The 23,234-nt window shown below is 52.8% G+C and carries 34 protein-coding genes; 22 read left to right on the top strand and 12 right to left on the bottom strand.

Annotation, left to right across the window (positions count from 1 at the left end; translation table 11 throughout):
* The first annotated feature begins 21 nt into the window (after window positions 1-21).
* The 11 genes from Q2J39_RS05140 (at window position 22) to Q2J39_RS05090 (ending at window position 12,079) form a co-directional block, all read left to right on the top strand.
* On the top strand, window positions 22-2,448 hold the full coding sequence (locus tag Q2J39_RS05140) for a phage tail tape measure protein (protein ID WP_289068861.1): 2,427 nt from the start codon (window positions 22-24) through the stop codon (window positions 2,446-2,448).
* A gap of 1 nt (window position 2,449) precedes the next feature.
* Window positions 2,450-3,151 carry a hypothetical protein gene (locus Q2J39_RS05135; RefSeq protein ID WP_289068862.1) on the top strand — a complete coding sequence of 234 codons (702 nt, stop codon included), beginning with the start codon at window positions 2,450-2,452 and terminating at the stop codon, window positions 3,149-3,151.
* On the top strand, window positions 3,148-5,154 hold the full coding sequence (locus Q2J39_RS05130) for a phage tail spike protein (protein WP_289068863.1): 2,007 nt from the start codon (window positions 3,148-3,150) through the stop codon (window positions 5,152-5,154). The genes Q2J39_RS05135 and Q2J39_RS05130 overlap by 4 nt, the downstream gene beginning before the upstream one ends.
* Window position 5,155: 1 nt before the next feature.
* A complete protein-coding gene (locus tag Q2J39_RS05125) occupies window positions 5,156-6,169 on the top strand; it encodes a phage tail tip lysozyme (RefSeq protein WP_289068864.1) in 1,014 nt (337 codons plus the stop codon).
* Between the two features lie 20 nt (window positions 6,170-6,189).
* The gene (locus tag Q2J39_RS05120; RefSeq protein WP_289068865.1) at window positions 6,190-7,101 is read left to right on the top strand and encodes a hypothetical protein; all 912 of its coding nucleotides are present in this window, start codon (window positions 6,190-6,192) and stop codon (window positions 7,099-7,101) included.
* 2 nt (window positions 7,102-7,103) lie between these two features.
* Window positions 7,104-7,448, top strand: a complete 345-nt coding sequence (locus Q2J39_RS05115; RefSeq protein ID WP_289068866.1) for a hypothetical protein — start codon at window positions 7,104-7,106, stop codon at window positions 7,446-7,448.
* A 263-nt stretch (window positions 7,449-7,711) separates the two neighbouring features.
* Complete coding sequence (locus tag Q2J39_RS05110; RefSeq protein WP_289068867.1) at window positions 7,712-9,628, top strand: hypothetical protein; 1,917 nt, start codon at window positions 7,712-7,714, stop codon at window positions 9,626-9,628.
* 288 nt (window positions 9,629-9,916) lie between these two features.
* A complete protein-coding gene (locus Q2J39_RS05105; protein ID WP_289068868.1) occupies window positions 9,917-10,372 on the top strand; it encodes a hypothetical protein in 456 nt (151 codons plus the stop codon).
* 52 nt (window positions 10,373-10,424) lie between these two features.
* Window positions 10,425-10,697: a phage holin family protein gene (locus Q2J39_RS05100; RefSeq protein WP_289068869.1), complete on the top strand. Its 273-nt coding sequence runs from the start codon at window positions 10,425-10,427 to the stop codon at window positions 10,695-10,697.
* Window positions 10,690-11,172 carry a hypothetical protein gene (locus Q2J39_RS05095; RefSeq protein ID WP_289068870.1) on the top strand — a complete coding sequence of 161 codons (483 nt, stop codon included), beginning with the start codon at window positions 10,690-10,692 and terminating at the stop codon, window positions 11,170-11,172. Before Q2J39_RS05100 ends, Q2J39_RS05095 begins: the two co-directional genes overlap by 8 nt.
* A 1-nt stretch (window position 11,173) precedes the next feature.
* Complete coding sequence (locus Q2J39_RS05090; protein ID WP_289068871.1) at window positions 11,174-12,079, top strand: N-acetylmuramoyl-L-alanine amidase family protein; 906 nt, start codon at window positions 11,174-11,176, stop codon at window positions 12,077-12,079.
* 226 nt (window positions 12,080-12,305) lie between these two features.
* On the opposite strand, the gene Q2J39_RS05085 is transcribed toward Q2J39_RS05090, so the two are convergent.
* The 10 genes from Q2J39_RS05085 to Q2J39_RS05040 form a co-directional block, all read right to left on the bottom strand.
* Window positions 12,306-12,947, bottom strand: coding sequence for a hypothetical protein (locus Q2J39_RS05085; RefSeq protein WP_289068872.1), 642 nt, complete (start codon window positions 12,945-12,947; stop codon window positions 12,306-12,308).
* The gene (locus Q2J39_RS05080; protein ID WP_289068873.1) at window positions 12,944-13,522 is read right to left on the bottom strand and encodes a hypothetical protein; all 579 of its coding nucleotides are present in this window, start codon (window positions 13,520-13,522) and stop codon (window positions 12,944-12,946) included. Before Q2J39_RS05080 ends, Q2J39_RS05085 begins: the two co-directional genes overlap by 4 nt.
* Complete coding sequence (locus Q2J39_RS05075; protein ID WP_289068874.1) at window positions 13,522-13,719, bottom strand: hypothetical protein; 198 nt, start codon at window positions 13,717-13,719, stop codon at window positions 13,522-13,524. Before Q2J39_RS05075 ends, Q2J39_RS05080 begins: the two co-directional genes overlap by 1 nt.
* Window positions 13,720-13,732: 13 nt before the next feature.
* A complete protein-coding gene (locus Q2J39_RS05070) occupies window positions 13,733-13,873 on the bottom strand; it encodes a hypothetical protein (RefSeq protein ID WP_289068875.1) in 141 nt (46 codons plus the stop codon).
* A gap of 11 nt (window positions 13,874-13,884) precedes the next feature.
* A complete protein-coding gene (locus Q2J39_RS05065) occupies window positions 13,885-14,292 on the bottom strand; it encodes a ParB N-terminal domain-containing protein (RefSeq protein ID WP_289068876.1) in 408 nt (135 codons plus the stop codon).
* 184 nt (window positions 14,293-14,476) lie between these two features.
* Window positions 14,477-16,090 (bottom strand): recombinase family protein, encoded by a 1,614-nt coding sequence (locus Q2J39_RS05060; protein WP_289068877.1) that lies wholly within the window; start codon window positions 16,088-16,090, stop codon window positions 14,477-14,479.
* Window positions 16,091-16,129: 39 nt separating this feature from the next.
* On the bottom strand, window positions 16,130-16,573 hold the full coding sequence (locus Q2J39_RS05055; RefSeq protein WP_285943113.1) for a hypothetical protein: 444 nt from the start codon (window positions 16,571-16,573) through the stop codon (window positions 16,130-16,132).
* A 37-nt stretch (window positions 16,574-16,610) separates the two neighbouring features.
* Window positions 16,611-17,000, bottom strand: a complete 390-nt coding sequence (locus tag Q2J39_RS05050) for a type II toxin-antitoxin system HicB family antitoxin (protein ID WP_285943111.1) — start codon at window positions 16,998-17,000, stop codon at window positions 16,611-16,613.
* Between the two features lie 31 nt (window positions 17,001-17,031).
* Window positions 17,032-17,208 carry a type II toxin-antitoxin system HicA family toxin gene (locus tag Q2J39_RS05045; protein WP_285943122.1) on the bottom strand — a complete coding sequence of 59 codons (177 nt, stop codon included), beginning with the start codon at window positions 17,206-17,208 and terminating at the stop codon, window positions 17,032-17,034.
* Between the two features lie 73 nt (window positions 17,209-17,281).
* A complete protein-coding gene (locus Q2J39_RS05040) occupies window positions 17,282-17,959 on the bottom strand; it encodes a S24 family peptidase (RefSeq protein WP_289068878.1) in 678 nt (225 codons plus the stop codon).
* A 140-nt stretch (window positions 17,960-18,099) separates the two neighbouring features.
* On the opposite strand from Q2J39_RS05040, the gene Q2J39_RS05035 reads away from it, so the two are divergent.
* Both Q2J39_RS05035 and Q2J39_RS05030 read left to right on the top strand, forming a co-directional pair.
* A complete protein-coding gene (locus Q2J39_RS05035; RefSeq protein ID WP_353960996.1) occupies window positions 18,100-18,294 on the top strand; it encodes a helix-turn-helix transcriptional regulator in 195 nt (64 codons plus the stop codon).
* 37 nt (window positions 18,295-18,331) lie between these two features.
* Window positions 18,332-18,655, top strand: a complete 324-nt coding sequence (locus Q2J39_RS05030) for a hypothetical protein (RefSeq protein ID WP_289068879.1) — start codon at window positions 18,332-18,334, stop codon at window positions 18,653-18,655.
* On the opposite strand, the gene Q2J39_RS05025 is transcribed toward Q2J39_RS05030, so the two are convergent.
* Window positions 18,602-19,192 (bottom strand): hypothetical protein, encoded by a 591-nt coding sequence (locus Q2J39_RS05025; RefSeq protein ID WP_289068880.1) that lies wholly within the window; start codon window positions 19,190-19,192, stop codon window positions 18,602-18,604. The genes Q2J39_RS05030 and Q2J39_RS05025 overlap by 54 nt on opposite strands.
* Before the next feature lie 78 nt (window positions 19,193-19,270).
* Between Q2J39_RS05025 and Q2J39_RS05020 the strand changes: the two genes are divergently transcribed.
* From Q2J39_RS05020 to Q2J39_RS04990, 7 genes are all read left to right on the top strand, one after another.
* Window positions 19,271-19,459, top strand: coding sequence for a hypothetical protein (locus Q2J39_RS05020; protein WP_289068881.1), 189 nt, complete (start codon window positions 19,271-19,273; stop codon window positions 19,457-19,459).
* The gene (locus Q2J39_RS05015) at window positions 19,456-19,629 is read left to right on the top strand and encodes a hypothetical protein (RefSeq protein ID WP_289068882.1); all 174 of its coding nucleotides are present in this window, start codon (window positions 19,456-19,458) and stop codon (window positions 19,627-19,629) included. The genes Q2J39_RS05020 and Q2J39_RS05015 overlap by 4 nt, the downstream gene beginning before the upstream one ends.
* Window positions 19,630-19,631: 2 nt before the next feature.
* Window positions 19,632-20,375, top strand: coding sequence for an antA/AntB antirepressor family protein (locus Q2J39_RS05010; RefSeq protein WP_289068883.1), 744 nt, complete (start codon window positions 19,632-19,634; stop codon window positions 20,373-20,375).
* A gap of 3 nt (window positions 20,376-20,378) precedes the next feature.
* Complete coding sequence (locus tag Q2J39_RS05005) at window positions 20,379-20,579, top strand: hypothetical protein (RefSeq protein ID WP_290458151.1); 201 nt, start codon at window positions 20,379-20,381, stop codon at window positions 20,577-20,579.
* A 226-nt stretch (window positions 20,580-20,805) separates the two neighbouring features.
* Entirely contained in the window at window positions 20,806-21,108 is a 303-nt protein-coding gene (locus tag Q2J39_RS05000) for a hypothetical protein (protein ID WP_289068886.1), read from the top strand.
* Window positions 21,105-21,290, top strand: a complete 186-nt coding sequence (locus Q2J39_RS04995; protein ID WP_289068887.1) for a hypothetical protein — start codon at window positions 21,105-21,107, stop codon at window positions 21,288-21,290. The genes Q2J39_RS05000 and Q2J39_RS04995 overlap by 4 nt, the downstream gene beginning before the upstream one ends.
* Window positions 21,287-21,637, top strand: a complete 351-nt coding sequence (locus Q2J39_RS04990) for a hypothetical protein (protein WP_300968130.1) — start codon at window positions 21,287-21,289, stop codon at window positions 21,635-21,637. Before Q2J39_RS04995 ends, Q2J39_RS04990 begins: the two co-directional genes overlap by 4 nt.
* A gap of 515 nt (window positions 21,638-22,152) precedes the next feature.
* On the opposite strand, the gene Q2J39_RS04985 is transcribed toward Q2J39_RS04990, so the two are convergent.
* Window positions 22,153-22,287: a hypothetical protein gene (locus Q2J39_RS04985; protein WP_300968129.1), complete on the bottom strand. Its 135-nt coding sequence runs from the start codon at window positions 22,285-22,287 to the stop codon at window positions 22,153-22,155.
* A gap of 15 nt (window positions 22,288-22,302) precedes the next feature.
* Here Q2J39_RS04985 and Q2J39_RS04980 point away from each other — a divergent pair, with 15 nt between their 5' ends.
* Together Q2J39_RS04980 and Q2J39_RS04975 are read left to right on the top strand one after the other, a co-directional pair.
* On the top strand, window positions 22,303-22,452 hold the full coding sequence (locus Q2J39_RS04980; protein ID WP_300913601.1) for a hypothetical protein: 150 nt from the start codon (window positions 22,303-22,305) through the stop codon (window positions 22,450-22,452).
* A 123-nt stretch (window positions 22,453-22,575) separates the two neighbouring features.
* Window positions 22,576-22,848: a hypothetical protein gene (locus Q2J39_RS04975; RefSeq protein WP_300913600.1), complete on the top strand. Its 273-nt coding sequence runs from the start codon at window positions 22,576-22,578 to the stop codon at window positions 22,846-22,848.
* Window positions 22,849-23,234 lie beyond the last annotated feature (386 nt).

The following is a 23,234-nucleotide window of genomic DNA, read 5'->3' as shown; positions in this document are numbered from 1 at the left end:
TTTTAACGAAAGGAGCTACACGTGGCATATGATATCGGCCCGCGAATCAGCCTAAAGGGCGAAGCCGAGTTTAAAAGGTCCATCAGCTCCATCAATGATGAGCTGAAAGAGTACGGCTCAGAACTCAAGAAGGTACGAAGCGAAACGGAAGGACAGGAAAAGTCCACCGAGACGCTGGCAAAAGAAAACGAGGTCTTGCAGAAGCAGCTGGATGCCCAGACCAGAAAGCTGGACGTTTACCGGGCACAGCTTGAGAAGCTGACCAAGCGGCAGCAGGAGCAGAAAAAGTCCCTGGAAAGCGCCAGGAAGGAATTCGGGGAAAACTCCAAGGAAGCGCAGAAGGCTCAGCGCCAGTATGATGCAACTGAGAGTGAAATCAGGAAGCTGAATCAGGCGATAAACGAAACAGAGACCTACTGCAACAACGCAAAGAAAGCCATCAAGGATAACACTGATGAGATGGAAAAGATGGGAGACTCCTATCAGAAAACCATCGACAAAATCTCCGGCATGGGCACCAAAACGAAAGAATTCGGCAAGAAAGCCAGCGTTGTGTCCGCTGGAATCGTTGGCATTGGCGTTGCGTCGCAAAAAGCGTGGTCAGAGCTGGATGAGGCTTATGACGGAATTGCAGCTGGGACCGGAGCCACGGGCGAAGCGCTGGAAAGCCTGCAGGCATCGTTCGACAAAGTTTATGGGAATTTTCCAGCAGAGTCGGCAGATGTAGGGCAGGCGATCGCGGACCTGAACACACGGTTTGGGTTCACCGGCGACCAACTGGAAGACTGCACAGAAGAATTCCTGAAATTCTCTCAGGTGAATGGGACGGATGTGTCCTCTGCGGTTGCTCTGGTATCCCGGGCCATGGGAGATGCGGGCATCAAATCATCGGACTATGCCAAAGTCCTGGACAGTCTGACAGCAGCATCCCAGGCGTCGGGCCTGAGCGTTGATAAACTGGCGGAGTCCATCACAAAGTACGGCGCACCGATGCGAAACCTAGGATTCACCATGGAAGAAAGCATCGCGCTGTTCTCCCAGTGGGAAAAGGCGGGCGTTAACACCGAAATCGCGTTCAGCGGTATGAAAAAAGCCATCTCCAACTGGGGCAAAGAAGGAAAGGATGCCACCCAGGAGTTCAGGAAGACTCTGCAGGCAATCCAGGAAGCACCGAGCATCGCAGATGCGACTTCCCTGGCTATTGAGGCTTTCGGGTCCAAAGCCGGTCCGGACCTGGCTGACGCCATCAAAGGCGGCAGATTCTCCATCGAGGAGATGATGCAGACCGTCGAAAATGCCGGTGGAATCGTGAACCAGACGTTTGGCGACATGCAGGATCCTGCGGACAAAGCCACTGTGGCCATGAACAACCTGAAGTTGGCCGGCGCAGATCTGGCAAGCGAGATTCAGGCGACACTGGCGCCGATTCTGGAGCTGCTGGTGGAGCTCCTGCAGGGACTTGTGCAATGGTTTCGCGAGCTGCCGGAGCCGGTAAAGCAGATGATCGTGGTGATTGGCGGATTGGTTGCAGCCTTGGGCCCAGTGATTTACGTCATTGGATCCATAATGGAAAAAGCCTCCTGGATAGGCAAAGCCATCAAGGCAGCCGGTCCACTGCTGACCGGACTGCAGGGTGTTGTTGGTACGGTGATTGGGTTCATAAAGACCGCGGTTTCCGGACTGTTTACTCTGATCATGGCGCACCCAGTGATTGCAGTTATCACGGCAATCATTGCGGCGGTTATGCTGCTGTATACAAAATGCGAGTGGTTCCGGGATGCGGTAAACGCCATCCTCAAGGCTATCTGGGACGTCATCACGGAGATTTGCCGGGGCATGGTAGAGTGGTTTACCAAGACACTGCCCCAGAGTATCAACTCCTTTGTGCAGTCCTGGAATGACGGCTGGGCCAAGGTTGGGAAATGGTTTTCCGACACCTGGAACAACATGCTGCAGACGTTACAGCAGATGGGCGGTCGCATCAGCCAGAGCGTCCAGGGGATTTGGAAAAGCATCACCGGCACCTTTTCGGGGATGTGGAACTCCGCCACCAAATGGGGCAAGGATCTGATCGACGGATTCATCTCAGGCATCCAGTCCATGTGGAACGCCCTGAAAAACAAGGTCAACGGCGTGGCGAAACTGATATCCAACTTCCTGCACTTCTCTGTGCCAGAGGAGGGCCCACTGAACGACTTCGACGAATCCGGAGGGGACATGATGGACCTGCTTATTGAGGGCATGGAGAGCCGCAAAAAAGCCCTCCGGAAATCCCTGGAGGGCATCGCCGAAAGCATGAGAGCGGAAAACAATTTCGTGCTGGGCGGTGGCGGTGAGTTGACCGTAAACATGCCGGTTTATCTGGACAGCCGCAAGATCCACCAGGGACAGAACAAGGTGGCCATTTCCAATGCGGATGCCAATAAGCTGGCGAAAGGAGGCTGGTGACATGAATTACGATGTGATCATAAACAACCGGTCCATGAGTGACCGGGGGTTCCTGGCAGTCCAGCGCCCGGCTGAACCGTCTCCGGAAAAGAAAATCGTAAGCAATGAGGTCCTGTCACATGATGGGGCCTTTTATCGTGATACCGGATTTTACAAGGACTACGAGCAGGAAATTGAGTTTAACTTCATGGTCCCGCAGGAATCCGAATGGTCCGCCAAGGTCAGGGAGCTGCGGCGGATCTTTGAGACAGCGAAGACACTGATGTTTTCGGATGATCAGCAGTTTCAGAGACGCATCAAGCTAGCGGTGGTTGGTGACTGTGCCCGCCTGGGCAATCTCATCGGCAAAGCCACGGTAAAGCTGACGTTGGATCCGTATCACTATTTCGTGCCAGGCCAGCGCTGGATTAAACAGCCGGAGCTGTATCGATACAACGAGCATGACAAGAGCCGGCCGATCTACCGCATCATCGGCAACGGTCAGGCGACTCTGACAGTCAACGGCTACGGCTGCACGGTCATCGTGCCGGGTCAGATCTATCTGGATACGGAAAGGTCTGTGGCTCATGGACCTGAGGGTGAAAACCTGAATGCAAACACGAACGCCGATTATGAGCGCCTGTTGCTCGAACATGGGCAGAATGACGTGAGCGTTTCGGGAGATTTCACACTGTGGGTGTATCCCAACTGGAGGCAGATATGATCCAACTCTACAAGGATGGAAATACCAACTACGAGATGAACGGGGATTACAGCCTTGACCCGCTCAAGGCTGACCTGTCTCTGACACTCAACGGCGAGTGGCGCATCGACCTGGAAATCCCGCAGGACGATGCCGGGAACTGGATGCACCTGGAGCATGACACGGTCATCAAGATCCGGCTGCCCAAGTGGGGCGACCAGCTGTATGTGGTGTCCAACCCGCAGCGGACGGACCTGCAGACAGTCAGCGCAGTGGCTTACCCGATTGCCATGTGGGACGCCCGGAATGAGCTGATCGTCAGAGACTGCCGACCCACGACCCAGAGCGGACGGGATGCACTGGAGTACATCCTTACCAGCTGCGGAGGTGCCGGAAAGTACTCCATCGACTGCGACATATCCAAGCTCAATACTGCATACTACGTGCGGAAGAATTTCATGGAGTGCCTGGCATCGGATGATGACAACAGCTTCCTGAACCGCTGGGGCGGTGAGATCCTGTACGACAACCATATCTTCCATGTGCTGCAGCAGGCAGGGCAGGACCGGGGCATGACACTGTCAGCCAGCCGGAACATCTCAGGCTTTACTGTGGCAGAGGATGACAGTGAGTTTGTGGATGTCATCATCCCGGTTGGATATAACGGCTGGACCTGCCCGACTGAGGTCAGGCGGGAAAAGGTTGGCCGGGTGCCCCACAAGCGGTTTGTGGAGTACTCAAACATCAAATACGTGGACGATGCATCCGAGGACGATTCCGAGGATCCTGAAATCACTGTCTGCCAGACGCCTGCAGCCATGCAGGAGGCACTGGAAAAGGCAGCACAGGAAAGTTTTGCGGCCGGAGAATTCCAGCCGCTTTTTACTTACTCTGTGGATTTCGTCGACCTCCGGAAATGCCGGGAGTATGAGGGACTGGATGATCTGCTGTATCTGTGGCTGGGTGACCTGGTCAGGGTGGAAAATCTGGACCGCCACATCACCACGCAGCAAAAAGTCATCGGGCTCACCTATGACCTTGTTGCAGATCAGATAACCGAGATAACCCTGGGGTCCCAGGCGCGGGACTTTTTTAATGCCGCATCACAGGCCACCAGTGACCTGAAAAAGGTGTTGGAAAAGTCCGGAGGAACCACCAGTGTCGTTGCCGAGAAAGTGGCCGGGGTCATCAACATGATGAACACATCCCTCAAGGCGCAGAAGTCTGCAGCAGTTCGGCAGGATGTGAGAGCCATCCTTTTTGAGGACCTGGACAAGACCAGCCCGCTTTTCGGAGCCATGGCACTGGGCACCCAGGGGCTGCAGATTTCCAAGGAGCGCACAGCCGACGGCACAGACTGGAAGTGGGGCACTGCCATCACCTACCAGAGCATCGTGGCGGATTACATCATCACAGGTCTGCTGTCAGGCAAGGGCGGGAACTTCTGGTTCGATTTGGACTCCGGCAGGTTTGAGTTGGGCAGCGGTCTTTTCAAGGGAACCATCAATACGAAAGAAAACGCCAACATTGGCAAGCGGATCTATCTGGATTATGACGGAAGCCATGGCGATGGATGGTATGCATCTGGTATCTATCTCGGTGATGAAGCAGGATCCGATACACGTCCCCATCTTTCAGTTATCAACATGTCCAATGACATCCTCAAACAGATCTGTCTGTATGCCAATGGCAGCAAGCAGCCGCCCATGATTGGGTGTAACACGAGCCAGGAGGCAGATGGATCCAACAAGCAGGCTGAATGCTTCATGCGTGTAGGGACTGGTAATGGAGGCGTAAAAGTCCACCAGAACAGCATAGAGATCAGATCCAAAGACGCCAGGCTGGTTTCTCAGGAAATCGAACATGGGTCGCAGGTCGTGGTTAAGGACGAGGGTATCTGGCTGGTAGGCAAGCGTCTGAATGTCAGCGATACAAACGGAAACATGGGTGTAGGCGTGACCTACAGTGGAACGGTCTCGCGGATCTCCACAGTCAACGGCATTGTGACCAGGGTGAGCGAATAGTATGGCCCTGAATTTCGATGAGTTTGTCATAACCCACAACGACCGTGGGTATGACATCGACGGCGCATACGATGCCCAGTGTTGGGACGGATACGCAGAATATTGCCGATGGTTAGGCATCCCGTATGCACATTGTGCCTACTCCGGAGGTGTCCGGGACCTGTGGGAGCATCGCTCAGAGTTGGGGATGCTGCAGTACTTTGATGTGGTCACATCTCCCCGCAATGGGGATGTGGCCATCTGGACCAATGCATACGGCGGCGGCTTTGGCCACATCGCCATGTACTACAACGGCAAGTATTTTGGCCAAAACCAGGGAGGTATCCCATACGGGATCGGTGCCTGCTTTAATCTGGTTTCTCTGTCTGCACCTGACGGCGGGTTCCTCCGCCCCAAGAAGCTGGCGGCCTCCAGTCTTGCCTGGATCATCCCGGAAAACACCAGACCGCTGACCATGGCGGAGATGCAGAACAATGCCAAATGCATCTGGGGCTATCTACATGCCAAGGGCTGGACCCTGGAAGCGACATGCGCTGTGTTGGGCAATGCTCAGAGTGAGTCCACACTGAATCCTAACAGGTGGGAAGGTGATGTGCCTTTCTGCCAGCCTGTCTCATCACGAGGGTTTGGTCTGGTGCAGTGGACACCATGGACCAACATCAGGGACTATCTCGGCGACGCTCCTATCAAGGATTACGGCAATCTCGAATGCCAGAAACTGGATGAAGAGAGCCGCACAGGCTACTCGTGGATAGACAAGGGCTACGGGATGAGCTACCAGCAGTTCAGGGTATCCAAAGCCACACCGGAGCAGCTGGCGCAAATTTTCCTGATCAACTACGAAAGACCGGCCGACACCAACCAGTCTGTCAGGCAGACACAGGCCCGACACTGGTACGACTATCTCAAAGGCTGGGCTCCAGTAGTGCCGGAAGGAGCAACCGGCGGCACAACAGAGAGAAAACTTTATATGCAGATCGTCAACGGGATAGTGATCAAATGCTATCCCGTTTGATTTAGAAAGGAGGTGCCAGAATGGCAGGAATGTACCCGGTCATCAATACAAATTACAAAGCGTTGGACGTCATCGTGGAGTGCAATCAGCACGACCAGGGCAACGTCAAGAGCTTCACGCTGGAAAATGACCTTACCGGCGTGTCTGTGCGGTACGTCATCAAAAACCAGTTTACCGGCTCAAATGTCACGGACTGGTGCAACGTCGAGGACGCCCACACAGTGAGCATGGTCATCCCGGTGCAGATCACCAGGGAGCCAGGGACTTATGAAGCGCAGCTGATTTTTTACACCAAAGAGTACATCACCAACTCTTTCGAGTCCTGGAAGGCTGCGGTGCTGGCGGGCAACACCATCGTCAACGTGGACCATGAGGATAACCTGGCGACGGTGGCAGAGACAGAGGCACCCAGCAATGCGGTGTCCAGCTTTGCTTTTTACATCAAGGTTTATCCCAGTGTTTTTCATGAGTCTGACCAGTACGAAGGAGACCTGCTCAACGCCGTCAACCGCATGCAGGCCCAACTGCTGCAGCATGAGTCTGTGCTGGAATCCCTCCGGCAACAGGACACGGCATTGTCACAAAACATATCCAAAGCCCAGAAAGCTGCGAATGATGCTGCAGAATCGGCGGGCACAGCAAACACCGGCCTGGCCAATCTGGAGGGCACTGTAACCAGCCAGGGGACCAGCATCGCAACACTGCAGACGACGAGCGACCGCCACACAGAGCAAATCACTGCCCTGCAGGGTTCCGACGTGGCTGGATTGTCTCAGGCTGTCAGCGGTCTGGAGACCTGGAAGCAGCAGGTGCTTGACGGTCAGACCATCGTGGACACGCTGACCACCGAGGATCCGCCGGCGGATGCAAACTCTGGGACAGAGCAGCCGTCAGCTGGGACAGAAACAGCGAAAGTACAGGAAGGAGAGTAGGAATGACAGTAAAGATTGACCCAAAAACGTGCGAGATCAGCATGACCCGCGGTGATACACTGCGCACTACGGTGACAGTAAAAAAGGCCGACGGGTCTGCCTACGATCTGACAGCCGGTGACAAGCTGGTGTTTTATTTGGGTCCCACTACCACATCCGCAACGGCGTCCCCGGTGCTGACCAAGGAGATTCCGACAGCAACCAAGGAGCTGCATCTCACGGCTGAGGAAACGAAAGCCCTGAAAGCCAGTTCCTACTTGTACGACATCGAGCTGCAGAAGGCCGGTGGAGACATCGACACAATCATCAACCGGGCGAAATTCACGTTGTCTGCCGAGGTGGGCTGATGGCTGTCGAGAAAATCAGCCTGGAAGCGGCGCTGTCTGAGCCTGACCGGCTGGAGACTCAAGTCTCCGAGCCGGACGGCGTTTCCGGAAATCTTGCGGATCCTGTGTCCGTCTCCGGAAGCGTCTCTGAACTGGAGGAACTGACGGCCCAGATGGAACCAGTGGAACTGCTGGCCGGAAGCATAAGCGAGCCGGAGGGGTTGACTGCATCGCTGGAAATCGATGGCGTGATGGTGACCGACGATTACCGGCAACTGAAAAATGTGCCCACCATCAACGGCCAGCGGATGGAAGGCGAGCTGACCGATGAGCAGAAAGAGGCCATCCGGGGACCGGAAGGAAAGCAGGGACCGCAGGGCATTGCGGGACCGATCGGACCCGCTGGCCCTCCCGGTGACAAAGGGGACCAGGGGGAGAAAGGCGAACCCGGAGAGCAGGGACCGTCAGGACCCGCTGGAGAAAAGGGAGATGCTGGCGAAGCTGGACCCCAGGGAGAAACGGGGCCCCAGGGACCACCTGGAGAAACCGGCCCCCAGGGGCCACCGGGACCGCAAGGTCCAGCTGGTGAAAAAGGCGAGAAGGGAGAGCAGGGGGAACAGGGTGTCCCAGGTCTCCCGGGGCCAGCCCTGACCTATGACGAACTGACAGAAGCCCAGAAAGTGGAGCTGACAGGCCCCCAAGGCAAGGAAGGAAACGCATGGATCCCGTCTGTCTCTGCGGAAGGTGTCATCTCCTGGACCAACACCGGGGGACAGCCCAACCCAGAGCCGGTCAATATCAAAGGCCCACCGGGACCACCCGGGTCCGATGGTGCTGGTATCACCGCTGTTGTGGACAACGGCGACGGAACTGCCACAGTGACGTTTGACAATGGCAAGACAGCGATTTTGGAGCTGGTACCAGGTCCTGTTGGACCCAAGGGCGATACAGGCGCTCAGGGCCCCAAGGGAGAAAAAGGTGACACAGGACTCCAGGGTCCCAAGGGGGACAAAGGGGATAAGGGAGACCCGCTCACGTGGGACGATCTCACTGCAACCCAGAAAGCCAGTCTGAAAGGTGAGAAGGGCGACACGGGAGAGCGCGGGCCTCAAGGCCTGCAGGGACCCAAGGGAGATACAGGTACGCAAGGCCCTGCCGGTAAGGATGGAGCCAAAGGCGAGAAGGGGGATACTGGTCCGGCTGGAAAAGACGGTGCTCCCGGAGCCCGTGGACCTCAAGGCTTGCAGGGCGAGACTGGACCAAAAGGAGCAACCGGTGCGACGGGTGCAACTGGCCCAGCCGGAAAAGACGGCACCAACGGTGTGACGCCTACCATCGGCGCAAACGGCAACTGGTACATCGGATCTAATGACACTGGAAAGCCTTCTCGGGGTGCAACCGGTGCCACAGGCCCGAAAGGAGATACTGGAGCCACCGGAGCCACGGGACCTACCGGACCAAAGGGTGCTACAGGGTCTCAAGGTCCAACTGGAGCGACCGGCCAGCGGGGCAACCGCATCACTGCAGGTGCAGCCCTGACAGGCACATCCACATCCAACACATCCTTTACCAGTTCCGGAATCACCGATGCGCTAGTTGGCGATCTGTACGTCAATACCAGCACCGGCAACCTATACCGGTGCACAGTGGCCGGAAACGCCTCGGCAGCGCGCTGGGTGTATGTGTCCTGTATCAAGGGGCCACAGGGTGCGCAGGGCATCCAGGGACCGAAAGGCAACACCGGCGACAAAGGAGCTACCGGCAACACTGGACCTACTGGTCCGCAGGGTGTCGGGATCTCAAGCATCGCCATAACCTACACGTCCTCAAGCTCCGCCACTGCCACACCACTGCAGGCATCGTGGGCATCGACTCCGCCAACCGTCCGGGCTGGCTGGTATCTCTGGACCCGCATCATCATCACCCTGACCAATGGAAATGCCAGCACGGCTTATACCGTGGCAAAACAGGGGGAGACGGGTGCAAAAGGAGCAACGGGTGCGACGGGAGCTACAGGACCACAAGGTCCTAAAGGTGATACCGGCCCGCAGCCGGCACTTAACGACACACTTACAAGCACATCCACCACAGTGGCTTTGACGGCCAACCAGGGCAGAGCTCTGGCGGTCAGGCTCAAGGCTCTGGAGGACTGGAAAGCAAAAGTAATTAATGGGCAGACAGCGGTTGATGTCGCTCAGTAAAGGAGAATCACAATGAAAACTATTATCAAAGGAATTTTTGCAGCAATCTGCGGTATGGCTGGGGGCACAATGGCTGCCTTTTTCTTTGCGGAAAAAGGGTACTTCAGGGGTCCACAGGGACCGACTGGACCGATGGGTCCTATGGGTCCTATGGGACCTGCTGGTCCGAAAGGAGACAGAGGATGAAAACAGTAAAAAATCTCCGGTTAGCTACAGCTAATCGGGGAGGGGGCACACTCTCCGTATCTGAGTCTCTGACTCTTTGCAAAAAGGGAAGGAGGCTTTGCTATGTCGCATAAGGTGAAGAGCAACGGCACCATCAAGCAGCTGCCTGAGGTTGGGGAAGCACTGGGCTGGAAAGAGTGGAAATATGTCAAGACCTATACCACCAAAGCCTGGGCCAATGCAGACAACAATGATGATCTGATTTGGACTGTCCCAGAAAACGGGTTGTACTACATAAAATTCACATTCAAAAACATAGGGGATTCTACCCTGGGTACATTTGATGACAGAGCTTTGACTTATAGGCAATTCTCGATTATCCACCGGAGAAATGGAACGGATGGGACACTGGCTATAAACGGAGTAAACACTCCGTCTTCTTCTGCATCGGAGTTTGCCCAAGAAATCATCACGATTTACCCACTTAAAAAGGGGGAGATTCTGTATCCGCAGATTTGGACAGACACTGCCGGAAAAAAGTGTAAGGTGCTTTTTTTTGCAGCCAAAATTTCACACTAACCGCATCCATTCCCGGGTGCGGTTTTCTCTTGCAACGAAAGGAGTCAAACATATGACTGACATCACAAACTACATCCAGCCGGTTACCCTCATGGCGTGCTTGGTGGTGGGCTACTGCCTCAAGCACATCGTGACCAATGAGCGGGTGAATGACTGGATCCCGACCATCATGGCCTGCCTGGGCTGTGCTCTCACGATCTGGGCGGCCGGTCCCGCGCTGGAAAACGGCGTTGCCGGGGCTGTCACAGGTCTGGCATCCACCGGCCTGCATCAGGCTTTTGTCCGTGCGATCGAGGGTCTGGACAAGGACCGGCAGAGTGACTGATCTCATCGCGTTTATCACAGCCATCGGGCCAGCGCTTACAGCTGGCCTTTTTGGCCTGGTCATGTGGCAGCTCCAGAAAGCCGATGCAGACCGCAAGGCAAACAGGTCCAAGTCCGATGAGCAGTTTGCGCGGATCGAGGCAAACACCCAGCGCAGCCAGCTGAACGAAGAGGCCATTGCCGAACTCGGTCTGATCACAGCCCGACTCAAGGACTCCGCAGAGTCCAACGATGAGGGCCTGAAGCTGATCATGCGCTATCTGCTGCAGAGGTATCACGCAGAGTACATGCTGCAGGGATTTCTGACCAGCCACCAGAAAACGGAATTTCTGGAGGCTTACGAAATCTATCACGCAAAGGGCGGAAACGGCACTGCTGAGGGCTGGAAAAACGAGCTCTGCGAGCTGCCGGTGCGGGATGACCTGCCCGTCACCAACCCCTATCTGGAAATGCTGAAAAGAAAAAAGGAGAAATGAAATGAATATTGAAAAAAGAATCCTGCCTGTTGGGACAATGAAGCGTCCGGGCACTAAGCTCACTCGCATCCAGGGGGTGACCATCCACAACACTGGAAACTACTCCCGCGGATCCGGTGCAGATGCTCACGCCAATTATTGTCATAACAGCTGCAACAGCGCCTATGACTCTTACCATTATGTCGTTGACGACAAAAAAGCCATCCAGCTCATCCCCGAAGATGAGGTTTCCTGGCATGCTGGAGATGGTGCTACTGGGCCTGGTAACACCACAACCATCTCCATTGAGATCTGTGTAAACCCCGATTCCAATCTGGCCAAAGCTACAGACAATGCTGCACAGCTGGCAGCACAGATCCTGAATCGCCACGGTGTGGAACTGCTGTTCCAACACTGGCACTGGACAGGCAAAAACTGTCCGGCTGAAATCCGGGCAGGCCGGCCCTATTCCTGGGATAAATTCGTGGATAAGGTGACAGCCTACCAGAAAAAGGGGGGAGGGGCTGCAGCCTCAAAACCTGCCAATCCGACTCCGACTAAGCCGAAACCGGCAAAACCTGCTGAAAAGACCATCAACGGAGTCAAGACCCGGTGTGATCAGATCCTGACTGAAGGGTCCAAAGTCACCTCCGGACCGCTGGCTATTATGGCTGGAGTAAGAAAGTTTGCTGATGGTGACTATATCAGGGTTCCGGCCCTTGGAGACGGCTGGTTCCCGATGGCCTTTATCTCCGAACATACATCCACAAAAGATGGCAAGTGCGATGGATACCTGGCCAACGATAAGGCAATTGTCTATCTGGACCGAACAACGGTAGAAGCTATTGATATCCCGAACCAGAAAGTTAAAATCCATGGATTATGGGTTTACTCAGATCCACTGGTGGAAATCAGCGAAGGAAAATAAACATCACCTCGGGTGTACAACCGGGATTTTTGCTATAATTAATCCATAAGAACGACCGGGACTCTACGGAGCCGGTACGTGAAAAAGCCTCTCCTGCCTGTGTGGTGTGGAGAGGCTTTTTTTGTTGCTTCAACTGTGGTTGAGCACTATTAATGACGATTGTATTGTAGCATAAATAGCGCCTGTTAAAAAGTGCCGTTTTTTAACAGGTTACCCGATGTACCTATCAAAAATAACAGGTTTCCTTTTTTGTTTCTTTCAATTTCGCTTCCCGGAGCGCTTCGTATTTATCCAACAGCGCTTTTGATGCTTTTCCGTGGTTGTACATCCATCGGGTATGGGCCAGCATCTTCCATGAATCGCGGCACTCCTGACTGCAGGCGTTTGATGAGCTGGAGTCGTTGTAGACTCTGCCGCAATACACGCAGACTTTTTGCCGCGTTTCTTTTGCCTGCTTTTTGCGCTCACTGCGCTTTCTGCGGTTTGATTGAGATTTTTTTCGCTCTCGCTGCTTTTCCAGCAGCGCCTGTCTTTGGCAATCCGGGCAGTATTTCTGCAGCCCGCTGCGAATCGTGTAGGGTTGCCCGCACCTTTCGCAAACATCGGTATCGCCAAGGTGCCTTTTGTGCCCTTCCTGGCGATATTTGGCTGCCCGTATCCGCCTTGCGTCGTACTTGCACGCATCGCAATACAACTCATTTGGGAATCCTTCGAACTCTTTCCCGCACCTGCTGCAAGTCCTGATCATGACTGCGGTCTGCTTCGCTTTCGCGGCACACTCAGGGCATTTGTTCACGGCATCCGTGTGGTCTGTCAAAGGGACAAAATCACGCCCGCAGACAACGCACTTTCTATAGGCTTTTTTCATGCGGTAAAGTCTTTGATTTCATCTCCGTAGTCCTGGGCGAGGACTTCGTCCCAGTACTCGTCTTCGTCCATGGAAGTCGGGACTTCAATGGTTCCTGCAGACAGCCGCCATTCACTGCCTGCGTTTTTGCGGTATCTGACCTTTTCCTGCTCGGATCTGTGTTCCCACAGGCCCTGACCGTACTCCAGGGCTTCGTCTTCACTGGAGAAGAACGTCAGGTCCTCTGTCCCTGGATAGCAGTTCTGAACGAACCAGATCCGTTTGAGTGCCTGCAGCTCCGATACCAGGATGTAAGCCATCATGTCGATCACATAATTCGGAGCCTTTCTAGACTCATTGGCCCAAGCCTGGACTGTTCGGGGAGAGATGTCAAACTTTCTCCCTAGTCCGTAAGCCGTCATCCCGGAGGTCGACAGCAGAACAGGCAGATCAGCATGGGCTGCTGCCCAGATGTAGCCTGCAGCTTCAACGGCTTTCTTTCCATCCCGCAGGTTCAGCGGGTTCTCCGCTGCAGCAACATCGCTGCTTTTTTCGCGGTACTCATCCAGCACCGCAAGCCATTCCGTGTAAGTCATTACTGAGCCTCCTTCCAGCCAGCCGTGTGACCGTTTTCGTATGACTCGTGGATCGTATCAACAAGTTGCGCCAGCTGGTGCCAGGGCAAAGAGTTCTGGACTCCTTCCGGGATCATGTTCAGGCAGGTGCGGAATGTGTCAGGATAATGGCCAGCTTTCGCTGCCTTTTTTATTTTGTTGTACTTGCTCGTTGTCATTATTTTGTCCTCCTTATTTACTCTTGCGTTCTCGCCGGTCTAGCTCTTGCATCAGCTCGTGATTGCGGGCATCGATGCCTTGATTCGTTCTCTGCAGCATTCTGATTTCTGCCCGATTGGTTATGATTTCGTTTCTGATTTCTTTGGATGTCATGGTGTACCTCCTTACCATTCATCGATTTCAGATTTCCACTGCTCGACTTCTGTGCCCTCGAAGATCCAGCCGATTTCATCGAAATCAAATTCCGGTTCTTCGTCGTTCAGCTCGCGGTAACTCTGGAAAGCATCCTCTACCAGGTCTGTTACATCGTAGGCGATGTCATCGTTGTTCAGCAGTTCGGCTGCTTTTGCTTCGAGGACTTCGTTGTCCTCGTACTCGCCGGTGTTGTAGCGGTCCCAGATGGTCCTCAGAGCCGCGATGCGGTGGGATCCTGTGATAAGCATGGAGTCAGGGATCGCAAGGATGGGGGCTCCCTGCCATCCGTTCTCCAGCATGGAGGCCACGAGCTCATCGACCTTGTCGCCGTCCACTTCGTTGATTTGTGCCAGGCACTGGATGTCGTAGTAGTTCATTTCATTTCCTCCTCTTTACACTCATATTATAGCGTACGTTGTACGCTAATACAAGAAGAAAACGCACAATGTGCGCCATTGTTTGAGAATAAAAAAAGCCCCGCAAGTGCGGGGAAAAAGTGACAACTGCCATCATTTTATGGATATATCTACAAGTGGATATACAAAGATTTAAGAAAAGGCCTCAGATTTCTCTGAGGTCTCTGATAATCACGAACCAAAGGTGATTGCCATTTATAATCAATCCTGTCACGTCTGTGTTCGGATTTGTTTTCCATGGTGGACTAAGGGAAACATTTTCCGAACAATCGACTTCTGTTTCCGGCTCTCCGCTCAATCGGTAAATGATCTTTAGACGGCGGTTTTTTTCTCCACTTTCAGCGTCATCATAAAGATAGATCCTCTCCACGAATGTATCAATAAGCCTGGCGGGGTCTATCGTCGCTAAGTTTCTTATATAGTATTCGATTTGGCCAGCGTCAAGCTTCTGGATCCGCTCCTTGATTCTCTGGTCTTCGATTGCGTCCTCAAGGATTCGTTTATCTTCCTCTAGCGACGCCATCATTTTAGCCAGAACGGCGGAATTGTTTCCAGCCAGGACCGCATTCACAGCATTCTCCAATTTTGCGTTGATCTCTTTCAGCTCTTCCATCATTGCCGGGATCCTGGACTGCGTCTCGATTGTCTTGATCTCTTCCATGACCATCGACACCAGCTCTTCGAGCCTTTCACCAGTCAACAGGCTCTGTGTTTCAGAGATGACAAGATCCTCGATTGTGTTCTTTCGGACCGGCTTTTTGCTGCAGCTTCCGGCTTTTCTCTCTGCACATTTATAGTATTTATGGACTTTGCCGGTTGCACTTTTTCCCGATTCTCCGACCATCGGGGCACTACAATGGCCACAAAACAATTTTCCAGTCAGCAGGTACGGATCTGCAATCGACTTCTTTTTTCCTTTCATGTTCAATCTCCTTTGGACTTTTTCGAACAACTCAGGGGATACAAGCGGTTCCTGACCGCCTGGTTCTTCTATGTCTTTATAGCAATAGTATCCGAGATACTTTTTGTTGTGCATGATTTTATAAAAACTGCAGCGCGTGAATTTGTTCCCGCTGGCAGTCTTATATCCCCGAGAATTAAAAACCGATATTATCTCAGAGTAAGGTCGGCCATCTGCCACCATTTCAAAAAGCTCCTGCACAATGTGAGCGGTTTTTGGGTCAGGCTCCAGATGCCCATTTACCACCTGGTATCCCAATGGAGTGGTTCCTCCCAGGTTCTTTTTCTTTTTGATGCTTTCGTTTATGCCGCGCTCAACTTTCTGTTTCAGGTCGGCGGAGTAGAATTCGTTGACGCCTTCCAGCACGGCTTCCAAGATTATGCCCTCCGGAGTGGATGAGATCGCTTCTGTGGCACTGATCAGCTTAACACCGGCATCTTCCAGTTTTCTCCTGAAAATTGCGCTGTCATAACGGTTTCGGGCGAATCTGTCCAGCTTGTAGACCACGACCGTGTCAAAGGCGCCATTCTTTGCATCTTCGATCATGCGTAAAAATTCAGTCCTTTTTGCTGTGTCGTGGCTTGCCGATTTCGCCCGGTCTATATAAGTGGCCACGATTTTAATGCCGAGGCTGTCACAATAGTCAGTGCAAACGGTGTTTTGTCCCTCGATAGACTGCTCCGTCTGAGATGATGACGAGTAGCGCAAATAAAGTGCTGCCCTGGCTTTTCGTGTTATACTTTCTTCGGATTCACCCTTGCCCCGTATATCAGCTGCGGGGCCTTTTTTTTGTTTCATGGTCCTCCTTTCAATCAAGTTTTTAATCAAAAACTTGATTCATCGCCCATGCTTGACGCTCCACGCCATGGATACCAGGCACAGGGCCGCGGGGATTGCTGTAAAAACCGTGGTGATTGCCAGACAGGCGCCGGCCTGAATATACAGCAGAGCGGAAACCAGAGCCGTCCAGCGATTCCAGTATCCGAGCGCTGCGAGATTGCAGCAGAGAGCTGCACCCAGCAGGAAGAAGAATGGCATCACTCCGTACAGGAGCACTCCGCTCAGAAAGAACGCTGCGATGCCTGGCATGAACAGGATCGCGTAGGTAATGCCTGCCAGCTCAGCGATTGCCAGCAGCAGGGAGATGAGCAGGCACCAACTGAAACGCCGGTACCAGGGCAGTTGTTGGCCCAGATCAGGGCCCCCGGCTGCCGGCTCTGCGGGTTTTTCCTCCGGTTTTGCTTCCTCCGGGATAGCCGGAGTTGTGATTTCTTCTGTCATGTGTTTCCTCTTTCTTTTCGCTTTCTCTGGATGTTTCTCAGTTGATCATCCCCATCAGAGCGTTTTCCAGAACCCGGCTGAAATTAATGCCACGTTCTTCTGCGGCCGCTTTCAGCCATGCTGGGATGGTTGTGTTGGTTTTCACTCTGCGGTTTCGGTATTCCTCATGCAGCAGTTCCGGATAAATCGTGATAGGGGAAACAACATTGCCGGCTGTATCCTCAGCGTTAAGAGCCGCAGAAGGTTCCGGGATATCTTCGCCATCTTCTTCCATAGCGTAGTAGTGCATGGAAAGGGCGTCTTTTGCGTTGCGTGCAGCCTGGTCAATGGTTTTTCCAGATGCCACGCAACCGGGAAAATCGGGGAAGAATACATCATAACCAGTTGTGCACGGTTCCATAACGGCTAAATAAGTTTTTGTTTTCATATCATTTCGATGACATACAGATACAGGAGGGCTATTTCTGTAGCCCTGCCTGTTTAAGGATGCTGTTGGCTGTTCCGCGGGATATCGTGTCAGCCCAGCTGTGAGGCGCCAAGGTTACGGTGCCTTTCTTTGTAGGATGCTTGTACTGTCTGTGGCTCCCCTTTTGCCTGTCAATGTACCATCCATCCTTCAAAATCACTTTTTCCATTTCTCTGAATGTCATCTCTGACCTCCTTATACCTATATTATACGCCTAAATATACGTATGTCAAGAAATAGAGTTAATTCAGTCCGGTCATGCAGGCCACCGCTTTACCAAAAACGTGGATGCCCATCAGCTCGTCGCCCGAATATTCCTGATCATCGAATTCCGGGTTGCAGGCTCTCAGGATGACCGTCTCACCGTACTGGTAAAACCGTTTGATCGTGGTGGAGTTGTCCACCGTGACAGCGGCAATCTCTCCGTTATTGACTGCCTCCGTCTCCCGGAAGAAAACCATGGATCCGTCCATGATTCCGGCCCCGGTCATGCTCTTGCCCTCTGCGAACAGTGCGAAGTCGGCACGTAGAGCGGAATTGACTTGGATGTAGTCGTATGAGCGGATGGCCTCGATTGGCAGCCCGCAGGCACTGGATCCCAGGATGGGGATCTTTTTTAATCCGGACAGGTCGGGAATCGGGAAGGCCCCTGGCGGAAGTGCGGAACGGGCAGCGGTATGGTTGAAACCACTGACATTCACAGGGGTTTCCTCATCCATGATGTCCAGCAGTTCGTCAGAGGTCATGTTCATGCCTTTAGCCAACTGGCCAATCTTGTTTATTGTGATGGCTCTTGTGTTGTCTACATCGTTTTCAATTGTGTTGATGTATGACCTACTGATTCCCGTCCGTTCTGCGAAAGCCCGGAGCGATAGATTATGTTCTTTTCGATATTGGGCAATGATTTCACCGATACGCATTAGATAGCCCTCCATTGTCTATTTTATTGTACATTGTTACGCGTCTTTCGTCCAATAAATTAGACAAAACGCTTGACCCCTATAGCGGACAGGATTATACTGTGGATGTCCAATAAAAAGGACAAGAAAGGAGCGAGACGATGGCAACAAACTTAAAGACTTTGCGGGAACGAGCCAAAATCACTCAGGAAGAACTTGCCGAAATGAGCGGGGTGGCCCGTTCGACGATTTCTGCACTGGAAGCCGGTCATTTTGTCAACATCACGGCCAAGACAATGAAGGCATTAGCCAGGGCCCTGGGTGTATCAGCATCGGAAATCTTTTCGGGCCTTTAGTCCACTATACTGGACATTCAGAAAGGAGGTGTCTGACATGAACATTCAGAAAGCGATTCTGGAAGCGCAGTCCAAGGATTGGGTAGCGATCCAGAGAGAGCGGGATATCCTGAATGGAAATTTCTTCGTATTGATGGGCGGTGTCATCGGTGTGCATTGTCCAATTGAAAATCAGAGAGCTCTGTATCCCGGCTGGGAGCCTTCGGTAGAAGACTTGATTGCTGACGATTGGTATCCGTACCGATTCACAAAAAAGAACTTCGAAGCTTTGCAGAGCTGCGAAGTCCTGAAGTTGGAAAAAGAGCAATCAATCCCAGGAAATTTTGGGATTTCGAAAGTCGTTCCTGACCCCGTCAAGTAGCAGAGTCCGGTATTTCTCCGGAATTGAACTCTTGCGAACTGTCATGCCGTCTTTATCGGTGAAAGTCTTGATTCTGCAATTGGAAACAGTTGCCTTGAGATCCAAATAGTAATTCTCAGATTTTTCAAGGGCTGCCAGGATAAAGTTCCTCAATTTCTCTTTTGACGGACCGACGTTTCTGAGGTCGAGAAGATAAAAGCAGGTTCTTATCCCTTGCACATCAAAAGGCAATTTCGAATTGCGATCTTCATCGCAAATCAAAACCATAGGCTTCCCGTCACGAAGCCTATACCCCACCTCAATAAGGACATTTGGGTTTAAGTCGGTTAAATCTGCGATGACCAAATAATCGTTACTAAGATGCTCAAAAATTTCGTCATCAATTTTTGAGGATCCAGGGATTTGGTCAGCCCGGATAGCATCCAGGCCCAATTCGTCACATACGGGCTTAATCAGGTAATCCTGCACTGTATCGGCGTGTTCCCTGGTTGCGGTTCCATTGCCTCCAATCGGCGAGACAATAAAACATTTTTCCATAAAATTTCACCCCCTTTCTCACAACAAGGATAGCAAACGAGAAAGGAAGCATGAAACACAAATTGAAAGGACGCAAACATGAGCAATAACGTCGAACTCCGTTACATCATCAAAATTTTGCATGACATCCGGGAAAGAAAAGAGACAGCTTGTGCAGCATTCAACCGGTTCGACGACGAAATCCAAAAGGGAAAGTATCAAGCCTGCGACGAGGTGGAGCGCATCGTCATTGAGTACCTGGCAAAAGCGGCAGAGGAAACGGAATGACCGTAGCGCAGCAGATCATCGTCGGCCTTGCGTTCCTGGGGATAACCACTATCGGATGCACGGTCATCAGTGAGCGCATCGAGGTGTACGGGCTTTGGATCTGGTTCGTCATTGTCTGGCTGGTACTTGCAACATTTCTGTTTAACTACGTAGGCACAATAGGAGTTTAAAAATGAACGAACTTCAAATCTTCAATTCTGACCTGATCCCGGTCTACACAACGAGCACCGGGGAGCAGGTAGTCATCGGCAGGGAGCTGCATGAAAAGCTCGAGATCAAGACACCTTACAAAGATTGGTTTCCTCGAATGTGTGAATACGGTTTCGAGGACGGAAAAGACTTTAGCGCATTTTTGAGCGAAAGTTCGGGCGGCAGAAAAGCACGTCAGCACATTCTGAAATTCGACATGGCGAAACACATCTGCATGATCCAGCGGACGGAGAAGGGCAAGGCAATCCGTCAGAAGCTCATCGAGCTGGAAAAGCAGGTGAACCACCGGGACAGCTACATGATCGCCGACCCGATCGAACGGGCCCGGGCATGGATCAGGGAGCAGCAGGAGCGGGACAGCCTGAAAATCGAAAACTCCCAGCTGACAGTGGCCAACGAAACCCTGCGGCCCAAGGCTGAATACTTCGATGACCTGGTGGACAGAAACATGCTTTCCAGCATCCGGGATACAGCGAAGGAACTGCGGGTCAAGGAGCGGCGGTTCGTGAAATTCCTTCTGGATCATGGGTATCTGTACCGGGACAAAAAGGGCAAGCTCACGCCGAAATCCGGCAAGGGAGACGGTCTGTTTGAGGTCAAGGAAGCCAAGAACGACAAGACGACCTGGGCAGGACAGCAGACCATGATCACGCCCAAGGGCCGAGAAACCTTCCGGCTGCTGACCGAAGGCCTCCGGGAGGGCTGAGTCATGACCAACCCCATGACAGAGCTGCGGCAGCTGCTTGATGCTGCTGGTATCCCTTACGAGTACATCCGGAAGGAAAATCCATTCCCCTGGGATGCCTTCGAAGGGGATAAGGAACAGATTCTGGCCGATGTCGGGAAGGGTGACCCCATTTCGGTGATTTACTGGCCGCTGTGCTACTCACACGGAGCAGAAGAAGGGTGACTTGAAGCCTGGGACAGAAACCATGAAGAGGATCCCACTGGCTACCTCACCCCACAGGAAACACTCGAATACATCAAAGAAAGGACATACAAATGCTGAGCGAACAGGAAAAAACAGTCCTGCGTCAGCTGGCGCAGGCAATCGCGGCAGATATGCCGGGATACTACTCAGACCCGAAACACCGGGCGGCATGTGAGGAATGGAAGAAGCAGAAAGGACAGGCAGCATGAAAAAGAAAGCAGGGCAGGGGACCATGGACAACTCAGCCGAAATCCTTGCGTACAACATCAAGCGGCTGCAGGAAGCGCAGGTACTCCTGAAAGAAGCCGGTGTGAGACTGGCGCAGTGCATCAGGGACTCCAAAGGGACCCCGCGATACGTCAACTGGGACGAGTGGTTTGGGAATCTCTCCGATTCGCTGAATCTGGTGGCAAACGATGCCCGGATGGCAGCCAGCAAAGTCGAAACTTGCGCAAAGCAGACCGAACGGCTTCTGACAAAGAATCTCGGAATGGATCCACAGTCATGATCCCGAAATTCTACGAAGACTGGCGGCAGGAGGCTGACCGTCAGGAGATTCTTGCTCAGCAGGAAGCTGAGCGGCAGCATCGCAGGGAACTGCTGGACGACATCCTGCTGTATGTCGGTATCCCTCTGCTGGTGGCGGCTGTTCTGGTGGCTCCCACAGTGATGCAGGCGGTGTTTGGATGATGTATCGAGTGGAAGTCACAATCGACGGAGTTGTGTATCCGAGCTACGAGCCGGCAGCCAAGGCGTTGGGCTGCACCGTTGGAAACCTGTGGTTTGCCAGAAAGGCCATCGGGGACGAAGTGGTGCTTTTCGGGAAGAAAGTCACTTTCCGGGATACCACAAGAACTACACCAAACTCAACGGCAAAACCGGTTCGCTGTCTTGAAACCGGCGAGATTTTTCCGAGCATATCAGCTGCAACGCTGGCATGTGGTCTGCGCTGCCCGCACAACATGAGCGAGGCCATCAAATGGGGACGCCGGGCCGGCGGATACCATTGGGAATTCATGGTTAAAGAAAAGGCCTGACTCAACAGGGAGCCAGGCGACACACACAGCCAGATTTTAGCACAAAGATCCGGTCCTGATGAGAGAGGGCACCCCAAAAGTAAAGAAAGTGAGGTGTCTCCGGATCAGCAAATTCATTCTCGTTCACGCCCTCTCGCATGAGGGCCGGATCTAAGACACAACGGCAGGCCGGTAAGGCCGGGAGAGTAACGGCAGTGTAGGAGCGTGCCATACTTCCGTTCGTTTTCTTCCATGATGTTTACAGTATCCGCTGCCTGGGCACCACTTGCCCGGCGTTACGGGCCTGACACAGAAAGGGATCATATGAAAGACAAATACAGTGTGCATTCGGACTTCGATGTCCGAAAGCACAAGAAGCATTTTACGGATTATCTCGAAGTGATCATTCATCCTGATGGCTCGGTGCACTATGCAGTGCCCAGCCATTCGGGATATATGACCGCCTATATATGCAGACGGGACAGGATAACCCCCAGACAGCTGGAGAAGCGCTGTCCCAGAGCATATTACTTCGATTACATGACATGGCTTTGCAAGGAAAGCGGCTGCGTGAGCGTATGGTCGAATTTCATCAGAGCCGTCACATTCACAAAAGCACAGATCAAGGCACTCAACGAGCTGCGAGCTGCTGGAGTGTTGAACTTGGACATTAAGGAGGATTTCCCATGCTGCTGATCAAAACTATCACCGGACAGGTCGTGAATGCCGATTCTGTACAGATCTTCGCCATTGAGCGCCCCGCTGATTCTAACCGCTACATCGTGAGGGCCAAGACAGAAGACTGTCAGCTGCGTACAGACCTTGGCTACTACTGAAGCCCTGAACGGGCATGCGAAGAACTAGAAAAGCTGACTGAATTTCTGGGTAAGCGAAACAACGGGGTCTATGTAATGACTGACATCACCAGAAAAGAAGAGAAATAGAAGGAGGGAAAGGGAATGACGAAATCTGAAGAAGCACAGAACAGGCTGGAAAACCTGTGGTGCTACATCGACGGCTTTTGGCAGGCGGCTTCTCTGTCTGCAGATGCCAAAGAAATAGTGGACCAAATGTTTGATTCGATCCTGCAGAGTCTCGAAAATCTGCACGGAGGATTTACCAGAGAGGATATCCTGAAAGCTGCAAAGGCAGATCTTCCATACCCCTACGTTGATCTGGAAGATCTGGGGTTCACTGTCGAGGAAATCAAAGAACATGGCCGGGCTAACTGACGGGATGATGCCTCTGGAAGACGGTTTCATGGTTGAACGTCTCGACTGGCAAAAATCACCATTATACAGCTTACTGAAGGACGGCCACCATGTCGCTTACTTTGACTGTCTGAAAGCTGCGCTTGGGGCATACAAGTGCATCAATCGATCAAGTATCCAGCCCAGACAGAAGGTCCTGGATGCGGTGAGAAGGGCTGAGTCTTACTCAAAGGAGTGGGGCAGATGACAGATGGAGAGAAACTCAGGGAGCTGAGAAAGGAGAAGGGATACACACATGAATTTATCTCAAATCAAAAAACACGCCATCGCCCACAAGCTGACTGACAGCCACGATGAATGGCTGAAGCAGCGAAACAAGGGACTGGGTGGTTCCGACGCCGGGTCGG

The sequence above is a fragment of the uncultured Allobaculum sp. genome, assembly GCF_948576815.1.
Classification (GTDB): domain Bacteria; phylum Bacillota_I; class Bacilli_A; order Erysipelotrichales; family Erysipelotrichaceae; genus Allobaculum; species Allobaculum fili.
The sequence above is the reverse complement of the archived record's forward strand: the minus strand, read 5'-3'. Positions and strand labels throughout refer to the sequence as shown.

What these genes read in the sequence shown, in the direction of transcription:
- Q2J39_RS05075 (WP_289068874.1), bottom strand. Translation starts at nt 13,719, where the DNA reads ATGACAACGAGCAAGTACAACAAAATAAAAAAGGCAGCGAAAGCTGGC.
- Q2J39_RS05130 (WP_289068863.1), top strand. Translation starts at nt 3,148, where the DNA reads ATGATCCAACTCTACAAGGATGGAAATACCAACTACGAGATGAACGGG.
- Q2J39_RS04995 (WP_289068887.1), top strand. Translation starts at nt 21,105, where the DNA reads ATGATCCCGAAATTCTACGAAGACTGGCGGCAGGAGGCTGACCGTCAG.
- Q2J39_RS05100 (WP_289068869.1), top strand. Translation starts at nt 10,425, where the DNA reads ATGACTGACATCACAAACTACATCCAGCCGGTTACCCTCATGGCGTGC.
- Q2J39_RS05120 (WP_289068865.1), top strand. Translation starts at nt 6,190, where the DNA reads ATGGCAGGAATGTACCCGGTCATCAATACAAATTACAAAGCGTTGGAC.
- Q2J39_RS05065 (WP_289068876.1), bottom strand. Translation starts at nt 14,292, where the DNA reads ATGAACTACTACGACATCCAGTGCCTGGCACAAATCAACGAAGTGGAC.
- Q2J39_RS05105 (WP_289068868.1), top strand. Translation starts at nt 9,917, where the DNA reads ATGTCGCATAAGGTGAAGAGCAACGGCACCATCAAGCAGCTGCCTGAG.
- Q2J39_RS05125 (WP_289068864.1), top strand. Translation starts at nt 5,156, where the DNA reads ATGGCCCTGAATTTCGATGAGTTTGTCATAACCCACAACGACCGTGGG.
- Q2J39_RS05060 (WP_289068877.1), bottom strand. Translation starts at nt 16,090, where the DNA reads ATGAAACAAAAAAAAGGCCCCGCAGCTGATATACGGGGCAAGGGTGAA.
- Q2J39_RS04990 (WP_300968130.1), top strand. Translation starts at nt 21,287, where the DNA reads ATGATGTATCGAGTGGAAGTCACAATCGACGGAGTTGTGTATCCGAGC.
- Q2J39_RS05135 (WP_289068862.1), top strand. Translation starts at nt 2,450, where the DNA reads ATGAATTACGATGTGATCATAAACAACCGGTCCATGAGTGACCGGGGG.
- Q2J39_RS05015 (WP_289068882.1), top strand. Translation starts at nt 19,456, where the DNA reads ATGACCGTAGCGCAGCAGATCATCGTCGGCCTTGCGTTCCTGGGGATA.
- Q2J39_RS05010 (WP_289068883.1), top strand. Translation starts at nt 19,632, where the DNA reads ATGAACGAACTTCAAATCTTCAATTCTGACCTGATCCCGGTCTACACA.
- Q2J39_RS05025 (WP_289068880.1), bottom strand. Translation starts at nt 19,192, where the DNA reads ATGGAAAAATGTTTTATTGTCTCGCCGATTGGAGGCAATGGAACCGCA.
- Q2J39_RS04980 (WP_300913601.1), top strand. Translation starts at nt 22,303, where the DNA reads ATGCTGCTGATCAAAACTATCACCGGACAGGTCGTGAATGCCGATTCT.
- Q2J39_RS05020 (WP_289068881.1), top strand. Translation starts at nt 19,271, where the DNA reads ATGAGCAATAACGTCGAACTCCGTTACATCATCAAAATTTTGCATGAC.
- Q2J39_RS05090 (WP_289068871.1), top strand. Translation starts at nt 11,174, where the DNA reads ATGAATATTGAAAAAAGAATCCTGCCTGTTGGGACAATGAAGCGTCCG.
- Q2J39_RS05045 (WP_285943122.1), bottom strand. Translation starts at nt 17,208, where the DNA reads ATGGAAAAAGTGATTTTGAAGGATGGATGGTACATTGACAGGCAAAAG.
- Q2J39_RS05115 (WP_289068866.1), top strand. Translation starts at nt 7,104, where the DNA reads ATGACAGTAAAGATTGACCCAAAAACGTGCGAGATCAGCATGACCCGC.
- Q2J39_RS05070 (WP_289068875.1), bottom strand. Translation starts at nt 13,873, where the DNA reads ATGACATCCAAAGAAATCAGAAACGAAATCATAACCAATCGGGCAGAA.
- Q2J39_RS04985 (WP_300968129.1), bottom strand. Translation starts at nt 22,287, where the DNA reads ATGTCCAAGTTCAACACTCCAGCAGCTCGCAGCTCGTTGAGTGCCTTG.
- Q2J39_RS05000 (WP_289068886.1), top strand. Translation starts at nt 20,806, where the DNA reads ATGAAAAAGAAAGCAGGGCAGGGGACCATGGACAACTCAGCCGAAATC.
- Q2J39_RS05085 (WP_289068872.1), bottom strand. Translation starts at nt 12,947, where the DNA reads ATGAAAAAAGCCTATAGAAAGTGCGTTGTCTGCGGGCGTGATTTTGTC.
- Q2J39_RS04975 (WP_300913600.1), top strand. Translation starts at nt 22,576, where the DNA reads ATGACGAAATCTGAAGAAGCACAGAACAGGCTGGAAAACCTGTGGTGC.
- Q2J39_RS05005 (WP_290458151.1), top strand. Translation starts at nt 20,379, where the DNA reads ATGACCAACCCCATGACAGAGCTGCGGCAGCTGCTTGATGCTGCTGGT.
- Q2J39_RS05040 (WP_289068878.1), bottom strand. Translation starts at nt 17,959, where the DNA reads ATGCGTATCGGTGAAATCATTGCCCAATATCGAAAAGAACATAATCTA.
- Q2J39_RS05050 (WP_285943111.1), bottom strand. Translation starts at nt 17,000, where the DNA reads ATGAAAACAAAAACTTATTTAGCCGTTATGGAACCGTGCACAACTGGT.
- Q2J39_RS05055 (WP_285943113.1), bottom strand. Translation starts at nt 16,573, where the DNA reads ATGACAGAAGAAATCACAACTCCGGCTATCCCGGAGGAAGCAAAACCG.
- Q2J39_RS05030 (WP_289068879.1), top strand. Translation starts at nt 18,332, where the DNA reads ATGAACATTCAGAAAGCGATTCTGGAAGCGCAGTCCAAGGATTGGGTA.
- Q2J39_RS05035 (WP_353960996.1), top strand. Translation starts at nt 18,100, where the DNA reads ATGGCAACAAACTTAAAGACTTTGCGGGAACGAGCCAAAATCACTCAG.
- Q2J39_RS05080 (WP_289068873.1), bottom strand. Translation starts at nt 13,522, where the DNA reads ATGACTTACACGGAATGGCTTGCGGTGCTGGATGAGTACCGCGAAAAA.